Source organism: Kyrpidia sp. (assembly GCF_023512215.1).
GTDB lineage: Bacteria > Bacillota > Bacilli > Kyrpidiales > Kyrpidiaceae > Kyrpidia > Kyrpidia spormannii.
This window is the reverse complement of the sequence record NZ_JAILZZ010000043.1, coordinates 1-12,905: the sequence shown is the minus strand read 5'-3', so window position 1 is coordinate 12,905 and position 12,905 is coordinate 1. Positions and strand designations below refer to the sequence as shown.

At 58.9% G+C, this 12,905-nt stretch carries 13 protein-coding genes and 2 pseudogenes; 3 read left to right on the top strand and 12 right to left on the bottom strand.

Annotated elements, in window-relative coordinates:
- Positions 1-20: 20 nt before the first annotated feature.
- Genes K6T64_RS13035 through K6T64_RS13020 form a run of 4 tightly spaced genes read right to left on the bottom strand, consistent with a single transcriptional unit; the run spans position 21 to position 3,111 of the window.
- Positions 21-980 (bottom strand): cyclase family protein, encoded by a 960-nt coding sequence (locus K6T64_RS13035; protein WP_170099524.1) that lies wholly within the window; start codon positions 978-980, stop codon positions 21-23.
- Between the two features lie 41 nt (positions 981-1,021).
- A complete protein-coding gene (locus tag K6T64_RS13030; RefSeq protein WP_288010621.1) occupies positions 1,022-1,477 on the bottom strand; it encodes an SDR family NAD(P)-dependent oxidoreductase in 456 nt (151 codons plus the stop codon).
- A 30-nt stretch (positions 1,478-1,507) separates the two neighbouring features.
- Positions 1,508-2,893, bottom strand: coding sequence for a sigma-54 interaction domain-containing protein (locus tag K6T64_RS13025; protein WP_288010620.1), 1,386 nt, complete (start codon positions 2,891-2,893; stop codon positions 1,508-1,510).
- A gap of 11 nt (positions 2,894-2,904) precedes the next feature.
- Positions 2,905-3,111, bottom strand: a complete 207-nt coding sequence (locus K6T64_RS13020; protein ID WP_170085868.1) for a hypothetical protein — start codon at positions 3,109-3,111, stop codon at positions 2,905-2,907.
- A 183-nt stretch (positions 3,112-3,294) separates the two neighbouring features.
- Between K6T64_RS13020 and K6T64_RS13015 the strand changes: the two genes are divergently transcribed.
- Positions 3,295-3,744 carry a PaaI family thioesterase gene (locus K6T64_RS13015; RefSeq protein ID WP_288010619.1) on the top strand — a complete coding sequence of 150 codons (450 nt, stop codon included), beginning with the start codon at positions 3,295-3,297 and terminating at the stop codon, positions 3,742-3,744.
- Positions 3,745-3,860: 116 nt separating this feature from the next.
- Here the strand turns inward: K6T64_RS13015 and K6T64_RS13010 are convergent, their stop codons facing one another.
- From K6T64_RS13010 to sigK, 6 genes are all read right to left on the bottom strand, one after another.
- The gene (locus tag K6T64_RS13010; RefSeq protein WP_288010618.1) at positions 3,861-5,222 is read right to left on the bottom strand and encodes a dihydrolipoamide acetyltransferase family protein; all 1,362 of its coding nucleotides are present in this window, start codon (positions 5,220-5,222) and stop codon (positions 3,861-3,863) included.
- Positions 5,223-5,275: 53 nt separating this feature from the next.
- On the bottom strand, positions 5,276-6,313 hold the full coding sequence (locus tag K6T64_RS13005; protein ID WP_288010617.1) for an alpha-ketoacid dehydrogenase subunit beta: 1,038 nt from the start codon (positions 6,311-6,313) through the stop codon (positions 5,276-5,278).
- 44 nt (positions 6,314-6,357) lie between these two features.
- Positions 6,358-7,347, bottom strand: coding sequence for a thiamine pyrophosphate-dependent dehydrogenase E1 component subunit alpha (locus tag K6T64_RS13000; protein WP_483306147.1), 990 nt, complete (start codon positions 7,345-7,347; stop codon positions 6,358-6,360).
- Between the two features lie 238 nt (positions 7,348-7,585).
- On the bottom strand, positions 7,586-9,430 hold the full coding sequence (locus tag K6T64_RS12995; RefSeq protein ID WP_288010616.1) for a sigma-54-dependent Fis family transcriptional regulator: 1,845 nt from the start codon (positions 9,428-9,430) through the stop codon (positions 7,586-7,588).
- A 225-nt stretch (positions 9,431-9,655) separates the two neighbouring features.
- Complete coding sequence (locus tag K6T64_RS12990) at positions 9,656-10,009, bottom strand: hypothetical protein (protein ID WP_288010615.1); 354 nt, start codon at positions 10,007-10,009, stop codon at positions 9,656-9,658.
- 122 nt (positions 10,010-10,131) lie between these two features.
- Entirely contained in the window at positions 10,132-10,848 is a 717-nt protein-coding gene (sigK, locus tag K6T64_RS12985) for an RNA polymerase sporulation sigma factor SigK (RefSeq protein ID WP_100668058.1), read from the bottom strand.
- A 253-nt stretch (positions 10,849-11,101) separates the two neighbouring features.
- Between sigK and K6T64_RS12980 the strand changes: the two are divergent.
- Positions 11,102-11,234, top strand: a pseudogene (locus K6T64_RS12980) (IS256 family transposase); the annotation flags it as partial.
- Between the two features lie 713 nt (positions 11,235-11,947).
- Here K6T64_RS12980 and K6T64_RS12975 read toward each other — a convergent pair.
- Entirely contained in the window at positions 11,948-12,130 is a 183-nt protein-coding gene (locus K6T64_RS12975) for a hypothetical protein (RefSeq protein ID WP_288010614.1), read from the bottom strand.
- Positions 12,131-12,304: 174 nt separating this feature from the next.
- On the bottom strand, positions 12,305-12,793 hold the full coding sequence (locus K6T64_RS12970; protein WP_288010613.1) for an ATP-binding protein: 489 nt from the start codon (positions 12,791-12,793) through the stop codon (positions 12,305-12,307).
- On the opposite strand from K6T64_RS12970, the pseudogene K6T64_RS12965 reads away from it, so the two are divergent.
- Positions 12,744-12,905, top strand: a pseudogene (locus tag K6T64_RS12965) (ATP-binding protein); the annotation flags it as partial. The gene K6T64_RS12970 and the pseudogene K6T64_RS12965 sit on opposite strands and share 50 nt — an antisense overlap.

Here is a 12,905-nt window from a genome sequence, read left to right as displayed (position 1 = left end):
CACTGGTCTGAAAGGATCGCTCATTTCACCGCCACCGGGTTCACCGGCGCCCCGGTGCCGCGGTAGACTTTCAACGGCGACCCGGCGTACAGAAACGCGTACTGGCCGTCTGCGGCGCAATCCGCCGCCAAATCCTCCAACCACAGGATTTCGTTAAACAGCACCCCGAGGTTCCGCATCAGAGCATTGTGCAACACGAGTAACGCCCCGCTCTCCGGATCCACCGTGGTCTCGTTGGCGATGGTATCCGTCGCCAACACCGGAATCTCCGTTTCATGGAACCATTTCACCAACTCCGGCGAGAACGCCAGACCCGGCTCATTGAAGGAATCCCCGTAAAACGCCGCCGGTCCTTGTTCATAGAAGATTTTCAGCCACCCGGTTCGGAGGATGAGAATGTCGTGCTTTTCAATGGTCACCCCCTGCCGCTCGGCGCAGGACAGAAGGTCGTCGAGTCCGAACGTTTCCCCCCGATCGAGATAAGGCTTGCCTCGGTGCCGGGCGATATCGAGAAGCACCGCCCGCCCGACCACGCCGTGCTGGGCAATGGGCAATACACTCGCCTTGTCCATCCCGCCGATGGTGGTGCCGGCATCGTAGCCGTTCCAAATTTTATCGTCGTACCAGGTGTGACCCAGGGCATCGAACTGGGTGGTACCCTGCAAAAACATAGTGATGTAGTCGTCGGCATACTCCAGACCGCCCGGTGCGGCCTGAAGCTTGTGAGACAGATAGTGGCCTTTATCCTGGGTCATCAGTTTCGTCGCACCGCTTCGCCCGGGCCATACCGGATCACCGGTAGGCGACCCGATCACCACCCCCAAGGTGAACACCTTTCCCTGCCGAACTGATCGAATTCCCCGCAACACTTCCTCGGGCGTCAGATAATTGAGTGAACCGATTTCGTCATCGGGCCCCCACCGATTCCAGTTGGTCGGCATGTCTCTGAGCAATTCCGCCACTTTGCGATCATCGGTCATCGCGTACTCCTCCTTTTGGTTTGTAAAGACATCTCACAACATTAGCAAGATCGGTGCCAAACAACCGAGGCTGAATTTGATTCACCGTGGTCCTGTGACTGTTTCCGGGGGAGGCGGATTATTTCCTCCGGAAACAAATTATGTTGACACGGGAAACACCTCGTCGAGCACCTCCTTCTGTCTCGTTCGACCGGCTTGTCCGCCACGCTGTATAAAGACGACACGTCGGTCTCGATGAACAGCGCGTCACCCGCCTCTCGAATCTGCTTCGCCGTTTCCTCTCCGCCCGGGCGGTCGATGCCCGCCTCCACCATCTTGGCGCCCTCCCGGGCGAACTTGCGCGCGGCGGCACGGCCGATTCCTCCCGCGCCCCCGGTGACCACGGCTACACGGTCCGTTAACCGCATCCGTACATTCATTTCAACGATGCCGTTGTCCTTCGGGAATCCCGAAGCGATCGCCAGTCTTGCATGAAAATCGCATACCCCGATGTGCACCGCCCATTCCCCTCGAAAAACCTACACGTCCTACGAAAGACCGTATTTTTTCAATTTCGCGTAAAATCCCTTGCGACTCAATCCTACTTTGCGCATCGCTTCGGTTTTTGTCCGCGATTCCCGCAGAGCTTGCGCCAGCGCTTCCCTTTCCATCTCTTCGATCCGCCGCCTTAGCGAAGCCCACCCCGACGAGGCCTGCGGCTCCTCCGTCGTGGCCGAGCCCGGCCACGGCGCTCGCTCGGGTTCAGCGGTCCGATTCGGTCCCGGGTCAACCAGCGCGGGAGGCAGGTGCTGGACGTCGAGAAGAACGCCGTCCGCCATGAGGAACATGTACTCCACACACGCCTCCAGCTCCCGCACGTTTCCTGGCCAACTGTAGCGAAGAAACCGCTCCAGGACCCGGGGCGAAAACGTCTTCATCGCCCCGTACTTCCCCTCAAGGCGGCTTTTGAACGTTTCCGCCAACAGCAGAATGTCCTCGTCGCGCTCCCGCAGGGCGGGGATATAAATCGGAATCACACTGATCCGATAGTACAGGTCGGTGCGAAATTGCCCATGTTCGACCATTTCTTCAAGATTTCGATTCGTCGCGGCAATGAGGCGAACCTGTACGGGGACAGAACGGGTTCCACCCAGCCGGCGAATCTGCTTCTCCTGCAAAACGCGCAGCAACTTTGCCTGGAGCAATGGGCCGACATCCCCGATTTCGTCGAGAAACAGCGTCCCTCCGTCCGCCTGTTCAAACAATCCCGGTTTGCCGGTCCGGCTCGCCCCGGTGAACGCCCCGGCTTCATAGCCGAACAGTTCGGACTCCAACAGCGTCTCCGGAACCGAGGCCATGTTCACCGCCACAAAAGGCCCCGCCCGGAACGGACTGGCCCGGTGGATCGCCCGGGCGAGCACCTCCTTACCCACGCCGGTCTCCCCGCGCAAAAGCACCGTGGCGTCTGTTTTCGCCACTTTGTGCGCCACGCCCAGCACGTTGCGGAACACCCGGCTTTTCCCGACCAATTCCCGGCAAAAACCATCCTCTGGATCGTCGACCGTCCGTTTTCGATCGGACGCGGCGATACTCAGCGAAATCGGGCGAAAAATCGCCACCGCCCCCACTTTTTCCCCGTCGATCCACACCGGAAACATGTTCCCAATGACGTCCATCCCGGCCGAAGCGACGTAGGAATAGTCGTGGAACACCGGTTGCTCGGTCTCCAGCACCTCGATGATCCGCGCCTGGGGTTCGATGTCCCGAAGTTTGCGCCCGATCACCTTCTCCCTGGGCACGCCGATCAAACGAGAATAGGCCGGGTTGGCATAATAGATCGTGGTATCCACGCCGATGAACAGAAAAATCTCATCCAAGTTCCCGAGAATTCGCTCAAAATACGCCGTCGCCACCCGATCCAGCCACTCCCGCACCTCATCGCCCCCTAGTCACACATCGCCGCAACTCGCAGGTACTCCTCGTATCGGTCTTCCCTGTTTCGCCGGGCCAAGCTCTCATAGATCCCGGCATCCGGCTCGTCCTCCGATTCGAACACGATCTCCAGATCGCGCAATTCCTGCCATAGATCCGCATTGACCCCTTCAATCAGCCGTTCCACGAAACCCTCCACCGCCTCGCGGCAATGGCGCATGCTCCCACCTCCATGTTCCGACTAGTCCCATTGTACCATAAAATTGCGACCTGTCTTGCCGCACTCCGTCCCCTTGCCCCACCCCGCCGGCAGATTGTTATAATAGAACTGATTTTCGAACGTCCGTCTGGTGTTCACCGACCGGCGGAATGCCAACCGAAACACGTAAGGAGATGTAAAGCAGTGGGATACGAACGGTGTTACGTGTGCGGCGCCGAAAACCCCAAGGGCCTTCATCTGCATTTTGAAAAATATGGCGAGGAAGGGGTCACCGCAGAATTCAACTCCGAAGAATGGCACGACGGCTGGCCGGGGATTCAACACGGGGGCATCACCTGTGCGCTCTTGGACGAAGCGGCCGCTTATGTCGCCAATAATCTGGGGCTGATTACGGTCACTGCTAAACTCGATGTGGAGTTCCAAAACCCCATCCACTCTGGGGAGACGGTGCGCGTCGTGGCGTTTCCCGTGCGAAAAACCCGCCGGCTGATTGAAGCGGAGGCCCAGATCACCAGCTTGGACGGGGTCCCGAAGGCCCGGGCGCACGCCAAGATGATGGTGCTCAATCACACCCAGCTCCAGTCGATGGGACTAGAGGGACTGACGCCGGTCAACCTCGACCCCGACCGCTAACGTGCAGCCTCGGAAACTGGCCCAGGACCGGTGTTTCGGGTCGCGAAAAAACCGGGCAGGGCCCGTAGATCTTACGGGTCCTGCCCGGCTCCGAGCGCTCGATCAATGGTCAGCCGTCACCCGACGAGGAGATCCAACGGGTGCTCCAATCCGCGTTTCACCATGGCCAAGAACTGGGCGGCTGGCGCGCCGTCCACCACCCGATGATCGAAGGTGAGGCTAAGGGGGAGGAGGGTTCTTCGTTCCAAAACATCCCCGCAGTACACCGGAGCATCTTCCGCCCGCCCGACCCCGAGAATCCCCGTTTCCGGCGGATTCAGAATCGGGGTGAACCACTCGACCCCATACTGGCCGAGATTTGTCACCGTGAAGGTGGAGCCCGCCATCTCTGCGGAGTCCAGCTCATGATCCCGGGCCCGCCGGCTGAGCATGCGAATGGCAGCGGATAACTGGGCGAAGGTCATTCCGCCGGCGTCTCGGATCACGGGAACCACCAGCCCTTTGTCCAGCGCCACGGCAATCCCGAGATGAATCAAAGAATGGATCTCCACCTGCCCCTCCACAAACCGACTATTCATCTCCGGATGCTCGCGAAGGGCTGCGATCGCCGCCCGAGCCACCAGGTCGGTCATCGTGGGTTTCTTTTCCTCACCCCACTCCTGGGCCAATTCTCGGAGTAGCCGCAACGCCTGGGTCACGTCCGCCCGGGCGGTAAGAGTAAGTTGCGCCGTCTCCAGCAAGCTGTTCTGCATCCGCTGGGCGATGACTTTTCTCATGCCGCGGAGCGGCACCCGGGAGATGTTCCCGGCATCCTCCGGTAACCACTTCGGCCCATGGGAGGACGCCTTCTCGGCGCCGGAGAAGGCCCCCATCCCGCTTGTCGCCTCCGTCGTTGTGGTTTCGCCCGTGGCCATGGTGGGCTCCGCAGACGTGCCGGTGACCCCCGCCTTACCAGTGCCCCGGGCCGCGTCGGGCCCGGCGACGTCCAGAGCCCGCATTTCACCGGCAATCCCCGACGGCAACGAGGCATCGGCCATCGCCCGCTGGACGTCCTCTACGGTGATGCGGCCTCCGGGTCCGGTTCCGACGAGGGAAGAGGTGTCGATTCCGGCGGACCGGGCCATTTTCCGGGCCGCCGGAGAAATCTTGATCCGATCCTCCCTCCTCAGTTCACTCCCCGGAGCCGCTGAGGCCGAAGCCGCCTCCAGTTTTCCTTCCATAGCCGTATTTGCCCGCTCGCCCGGTTGTCCCACGTAACCGATCACCGTGCCGTAGGGTACCACCCCTTCCTCCGGCACGAGAATTTCTAGGAGTACCCCGCTTGCCGGGGCTTCTATCTCGTATTCGATTTTTTCCGAGCTGACCGCGACAAGAGGCTCGCCTTTCTCCACAGGATCGCCCGGATGTTTATGCCACTGCATCACCGTTCCATTTTCCATACTCATGCCGAGTTTTGGCATGACGATTTCGACTGCCAAGGTGAATCCTCCTCCTCAAACCTCCGGGTCACGAGTGGGTCCCGAGCCCGCTATCACGAAGCCGTTACGATGGACTCATCTCCGAGAAGCTCCGATACGGCCTGGATGACCTTTTCCGGTGTCGGGAGGTAGAGATCCTCCAAAGTCGGGGAAAAGGGCACCGGCGTATGCGGCGCCGTGATGCGTTTGATCGGCGCATCCAAACTATCAAATCCCTTCTCCGCCACTAGAGCAGCAAGATCAGACGCCACACTGCACCGAGGATTGGCCTCATCGACCACAATGAGCCGGTTGGTTTTCGCCACCGACGCCAGGATCGTCTCCTCGTCTAGGGGCGACAGACTTCGAGGATCCACCACTTCCACGTCCACCCCGGTTTTCGCCAGCCGTTCCGCCGCTGTCAGAGCGGTGTGCACCTGTTTGCCGATGGCCACGATGGTCACGTCCTCGCCGGGACGCTTGATCTCCGCTTTGCCAAGAGGCACCACATGCCGCCCCTCCGGAACCTCTCCCTTGACGTTATACAGTGTTTTATCTTCAAAGTAGATCACGGGATCGTCGTCCTCAATGGCCGCCAGCAAAAGCCCCTTGGCGTCCGCCGGTGTGGAGGGCACCACCACCTTCAACCCCGGAATATGTGTAAAAATCGCATACAGACTTTGGGAATGCTGGGCCGCCGCCCGAAATCCCGCCCCGTGCATCGTCCGGATCGTCAGGGGCACCCGGGCTTTGCCGCCGAACATATAGCGCAGCTTTGCTGCCTGATTGAGCAATTGGTCCAGGCACACGCCGAGAAAATCGTTGAACATTAACTCCGCCACCGGGCGCAGTCCCGTGGCGGCCGCCCCCACTGCCGCACCGATGAATCCGGCCTCGCTGATCGGCGTATCCAAAACCCGCTCCCGGCCAAACCGCTTTGCAAGGCCCTTCGTGACCCCAAGGACACCTCCCCAGGCCTCCTCATCCTGGAGATGATCCACCTGGGCACCGCCAGCCACATCTTCCCCCATTAGCACCACCGTTTCGTCAGCTTCCATCGCCGTCGCCAAGCCTTCGTTGATCGCCTCGGCAAAGGTGATCTGTCGACCCATCGGTATCCCTCCTCACAAAACTCGACCCGTTTTGGGCTGCCGAGTCAATAGGTCACATACACATCCGTAGTCAACTGGTCCGGATCCGGAAACGGACTTTCCTCGGCGAACTGCACAGCCCGCTCCACCTTGTCGCGCACTTGAGAGTCAATGGCCTGAAGCTCTTCTTCCGACACCAGACCCTGCAATAGAAACTCCCGGAATCGCCGAATCGCGTCCCATTCCTGCAGATGCCGATTCCTCTCCTCGGCCGATTTATAGGTCTGGGCGTCCCCTTCAAAATGTCCATAATTCCGATACGTTTTGCATTCGATCAAAGAAGGCCCTTCCCCCTCCCGGGCCCGGCGCACCGCTTCTCCGGCCGCCCGCCACACCGCCAGCACGTCTTTTCCGTCCACCTGTACGGAAGGTATGCGGTACCCCGCCCCCCGGTCCGCGATATGTTCGCAGCTTGAGGCATACGTAAAAGGCGTGGCTTCGGCATATCCGTTGTTCTCAGCCACAAACACAACGGGCAGTTTCCAGATCGCTGCCAGATTCAACCCTTCATGAAAGGTCCCCTGGTTGTTCGCCCCATCGCCGAAAAAGCAAACCGCCACTCCCCCCGTCTTCTTTCTCTTGGCGGTCAAGGCCGCCCCGCAGGCCAGGGGAAATCCGCCGCCCACGATACCATTGGCACCGAGCATGCCCTTTTCTAGATCCGCGATGTGCATCGACCCGCCCTTGCCTTTACACAGGCCGGTGGATTTGCCGTACAATTCCGCCATCATCCCCTGCTCATCGCATCCTTTGGCGATACAGTGACCATGCCCCCGGTGAGTGCTGGTGATAAAATCCGTGTCACCCAAATGAGCACAGACTCCCACGGCGATCGCCTCTTCCCCGGCGTACAGATGGACGAAGCCCGGAATCTTGCCTTTGGCAAACAGCCCGTGCACCGTGTCTTCAAAAGTCCGGATCATCTGCATTCGTTCGTACATCCAGAGCGCCTGTTCTTTGGTTGGCGCCGCGTCCGCGGTCATCATCATCCCCATCCGTCGATCCCTCCCGACGTTCTTTATCCGGGATCGCCTCTCGTCGGCCTCCCCGGCGCATCCGATCGCAAAGGTCGTGCCAAATAGAAAAATACCGGATTTCTCCGGTACTTTCAGAACATCTCCAATCCGCTCCCCGGGGCGCCTCCGGCCCGCGTCTCACGCCGTCTCAAATTGTCCCATTCTGTCCCAAAACGTTTCGCCAAGTGCCGCCCGATCTTCACGAGTCAAACTGGTCTCACAATCCGAATTTGTGAATCCGGCGATACAGGGTACTGCGGGGCATGTGGAGCCTTTCCGCCGCCAACCGCACGTTTCCTTTTGTTTCTTGCAAGGCCCGCATAATCTCTTCTTTTTGAATTTGTTCCCGATAATTCAGCCTTCCCGATGAAGGGGCTCCGGGGTCACCGGTGGCACCTGCACCTTCAGGTCCGGGGGCACCCGAATCCGGCAACCACGCCTCCCATTCCCCGGGACCGGCCACTTGAGCGCGTTCCAACAGGTTGAAAAGTTCCCGAACATTTCCCGGCCAATCGTACTGCATCCATTTTTCCATGATCCAGTGGGGAATCGATACTTCGTTATTGTGCTCGCGAAAAAAATACCGAACCAGGTGCGGAATGTCTTGTTTTCTCTCCCGCAAGGGCGGTACCCGAATCGGGTACACGTACAGCCGGTAAAAGAGGTCCTCGCGCAGCCGTCCCCGCTTCACCTGTTCCCGGAGATTGTGATGTGTGGCCGCAATCACTCGCAGATCCACGGGAACCTCCTTGGAGGATCCCAGGGGTGTCACCCGACGTTCCTGAAGCACCCGGAGAAGGGCCACCTGCATGGCCGGAGTGATGTCCCCGATCTCATCCAAGAAAAGGGTTCCCCCGTGGGCCTGTTCAAACTTGCCTTTGTAACCCTGCTTCCTGGCCCCGGTGAACGCCCCCTCCACATATCCGAACAATTCACTTTCGAGCAGTTCTTCAGGAATCGCTCCACAGTTCACGGCCACAAAAGGACCACCCCTCCGAGCGCTGTTGGCGTGAATGGCCCGGGCGACCAATTCTTTCCCCGTTCCCGTCTCTCCTTCGATACACACCGTGACATCCGTTTTGGCCACCCTCTCCACCTGACGAAGAACCGCCCGAAACGCCGCACTCTCTCCGATTTGACCCGGGAACTCGATCTCCGGAACTCCAGGGCGGGGCGATTGCACCACCCTGTATACCCCAGAATCGGGGCTTCCCAGGCAGATGATCGATCCGAGCGTCCGGTCGAACCCCGAATCCCTGACAGTTACCGGGCGCTCCACGTGGATCCGGGCGCCTGTTTCCTGCAGCTGTTCCAATGTCCGTACCGACTCTCCGCCGACATGCCGCCGCAGGGCCGGGCTCAACCACACCAGCGAACCGTCCGCATCACAGATGGCGGTCAGTCCATCCCTTAGAGAAAAAGAGGGATCCTCCAGGGTCATGTGAAGGAGAGTCATCCGGTCCCTGTGTTGATCCAAATGAAACTGCCGTTCAATGGCGTAGGCCGCAGTTGTGACTGTCGCCAGGGCCAAGGGGTGCGCCTGCTCCACGGGGCCGGAGACATCTAGAATCCCTAGCAGATTGCCCCGGTCATCCCGAATCGGTGCGGCGGCGCACACCCAGGGGTGGGAAGCAACAGCATAATGCTCAGCACCGACGACCATGATCGGTTCGCCCGTCGCCAAGGCGGTGCCGATGGCGTTCGTCCCCACCTCCGACTCCGTCCAACGGGCTCCTTCAACGAATTGAATGCCATCCGCCCGACGCGCCACTTCTCGATAACCTTTTCGAAATAACACGAATCCTTCGGCATCAATGAGTAAGATCAGGTGCTTGGTGTCCTCAATGTAATGATACAAATCCTCCAGATACGGTGCCGCAGCCCGCAAAAGCCGATCCCGGGCCATCCTCCGATCCTCCAACTCCCCTCGGCTGAGAATGGTCCGGCCGGATCCACCGAAAGGGTCCACTCCTTCCCGGCGGCAGCGCCGCCAAGACTCAGCAATCCGGCCTCCAATGCGGGCTTCATCCAACACTCCCTCCCGAACAAACCTCTGCCACATGCCCATTGAACCGCCCCTGTGGAGCATCACGACCACTCCTTCCGTCGTGATTGCAAGGCGATTTTATTATATCAGATGGCATTGAAGATTGGGCGGGTTGGTCCTTTCAATAAAATTGGCCCGGTGCCGGGTTCGGCCGGCCGGGCCAGGTCGATGAAGATGGGCTTTCTGGAACTTCTTTTCTTCGTTCCTACCAGAAAAATCCTATCGGTACAACCACCCCGATTATGAAGGCGGGAACAAAGAAAAATCCGCCAAAAAACTGTGCGGGGACTGTGTCCATACGAAACACGGAGTCGGTCCCCACGCTCCCTTCGCGGGCCGACCCTGTCGGCGGGGTACTCCCGGATACTCTTTGACGGGGATTGGTCTGTCCGGGCGGAGGGATCCATCGGCGTAAACCAGATTCGGGCGGTTCTGACCCGGCGCAGAGGCCCAGACACCGCCCGGCTGGTAAAGCACCAACCCGTCCGGCCGGGCTTCGTGCAACACCCCGCGATACACCCGGCCGCTGTAACAACGCACAGCAACCCAACGCCCCAAATAACGGCTGTACGCCACTGCTCCGGCGAAAGCCATCACCCTTCACCTCCCGCGGTCCTGCTGCTCTATCCTATGTCCTTTCCGCGGGACGGGGCCTCAACTTCAGCGGAAAAATAAAGGAAGCCCCGTCAAGTCCCGGCCGCCGCGACTTCTTTGCGTCAGCGGTCGTCCCCGGTGGTTTTTCTTCTCGGGCGCAGATCGTGCAGCAGCTTCATAAGCGCGCGCTTCTCGATGCGCGACACGTAGGAACGGGAAATCCCCAGTTCTTCGGCGATCTCCCGTTGGGTTTTTTCTTCGCCGTTTTGAAGGCCGAACCGGCCGCGGATCACTTCCTGCTCCCTCTCATCCAACTCCCGGAGTTTTTCGTAAATCTGATGTTTCTCCAGCTTCATCTCGACAATGTCCACAACATCATCGGCATCACTGCTCAGAATATCCAACAGCGTCACTTCATTGCCCTCTTTATCCGTTCCAATGGGGTCGTGGAGGGACACATCCTTGCGCGTTTTCTTCAGGGCTCGGAGATGCATGAGGATCTCGTTTTCGATGCAGCGGGCAGCATAAGTGGCCAATTTTGTCCCTTTGTGGGGTTGAAAACTTTCAATGGCTTTGATCAGCCCGATTGTGCCGATGGAAATCAAATCCTCGGTGTCCTCGCCGGTGTTTTCGAATTTCTTGACTATATGGGCCACAAGCCGTAAATTGTGCTCGATCAGCAGGTTGCGCGCCCGTTCGTCTCCCTCGGCCATCTGTTTTAGGTATTGTTCTTCTTCTTCTTCAGACAGTGGATGGGGAAACGCACTATTCTTGATATAGGAGACAAACAGGGCAATCTCCCGCACCACCAGGGCCAACAGCGCCGTCAATCCGGCCACTGGACCACCTCCCGTCCCCTGGGAACCCGGCGCGAAAAGGCTCCGGTTTATGTATATGCGGGGCAGGCAGGGGGGTGACCTGGCGGACAGGCGCCCTCATCACCAGGAACCAACGGCCGGAGGATTACCATCTGTTAGCCGCAGCCCAGGTGCCACAGAATCGTCACAGGAGCCTTTTTCGATGTCCCGTTTTCCCCGAACCTTCAGCACGAATCCCATCGGCGTGGTGAGTTCGGCATGGCTATCTACGATGGCCCTGGCCGCCGTGGTCCAGGAGGCCTATGTCAATGGGGTCAGCACCCGGAAGGGGGACGATGTGGTTCGGGCGCCAACAGTTCAAAGGGCGGCCGCTGGAACGGGAATATCCGTATGTCTGGCTGGACGCCACCTTCCCCAAGGACAAAGACAATGCCGTCACACTCTTGACACAAACGGTGATTTTACACCACTTGACGGGACTTGACCAAACAGGATGTCGTCTGGTTCACTCTTGGCGTGTACACCGGAGTCCACCGGCGGCACGATCCAGGACCGCGCCCGGAAGTACCAGGAAAATTTGGCGATGTAACTAGACTGTCCGCCTTGTCCCCCGTAGACCGATTTTCATAAAGTGTAGCAGGCTGATACGAAAGGAGGTCGACCGTGGTGTTCAGTCCCTTTACCCGCTGGGCGATTGTGTTCCTTATCATCTTCGTGCTGTTCTTCCTCCTTGTACCGTGGTACGATGGTGGATCATATGCTTCGGCCAGCGCTTACTCCGGCGGCGGATACTGATACTGATTGGCAGTAGCTTTTGTTTGGCAGCCCAATGAGTCGTAGTACTAGCACCTCCTCGTTCACCTCCTGGAACGGAATTTCTCCGGCGGACCGCCGAGAAGAGGCGATCTCCTTCAAGGGGCCGCCTTTTCTTTGCGATCTCGGGCGGGCCAGTCAGTATCCTGGCTTACAAGATTGATAAACTGCTCATCTTTTTTCGGGCGCGAGAGAAACATCAACCTGCCTTCTTTGCCGGCAGCGCCCGGTCGATGATGATGGACGCATCGCCGGCCGTCAGATCTCCGGGCGACAGGGGCACCTTCAAACGTTTCAGCAAAGCCAGCTATTTGGGCGTCGCCGGCTTGAACTGCCACAGCTGGCGAAAATACTTGCTTACAACTTCTTCTTCCGATTCGCCCATGACCACGCTCCGCACCTTGGCCTTTTCCGCCGTCCACGCTTTCATCACCCGCAGGTGGGCTTCGATGCACCAACTCACCTCAAATCGGCCGGTCGCCAGGACCACGACCTGCTTCCGGACGCCGGGCTACAAAGCCTCTTCTACGGCCTGAATCGCCTGTTCCTGGTAGTCTCGCAACCTAATCTCTTCCAAGTTTCACCACCTACCTTTTCCAGGTCTTCGGAGGCACTGCGTTCCTTCTAAGAGGCCGTAGATGTTTTTGGATTCCTCCCCTTAGGTTCACGCATTCCCGAGAACCCTTTTCTTCCGCCAGTCAGGCCCGTCCAGCCGCACTCCACGGCACATCTCCAGAATTCTGCTGACGATCGCGTCACCATGTTCTTGGTACCGCTCGCGAATATCACCCAACGACATGTTCGTTGTGATGACCAGCGACTTGTTGTTCACGTACCGGTTGTTGATGATCTCGTAAACGGTCTGCTGCACCCAGTCGGAGACTTTCTCTTTCCCGAGGTCGTCGATGATGAGCAGGTCGCACCAGGAAAACCGTCTCATGACGTCCCATTCATGCTCGCGGTCGTCGTCGAATGTCTTGCGAATTTGGCCGAGAAATGGCGTGACAGTCCCGAAAACCACACTTTTCTTTTTTTCGAGCAGAGAGATAGCTATCGCAGCAGCAAGGTGAGTCTTGGCCTTATGTAGAGAACAACATAAAGACAAGTCCCACCTTGCGGTGGCCCTGGGGATGGAGGCGATTCGCCAGCGCATGAGCGTCTACTTCGTGGCCATGCAGAAGCTGGTCGCCGACTTGCGACGGGCGCACCAAGAGGGACGGCTGGACAAGCGCCTGCGCATCTACACCCTGCCGAAGCTGCTGATC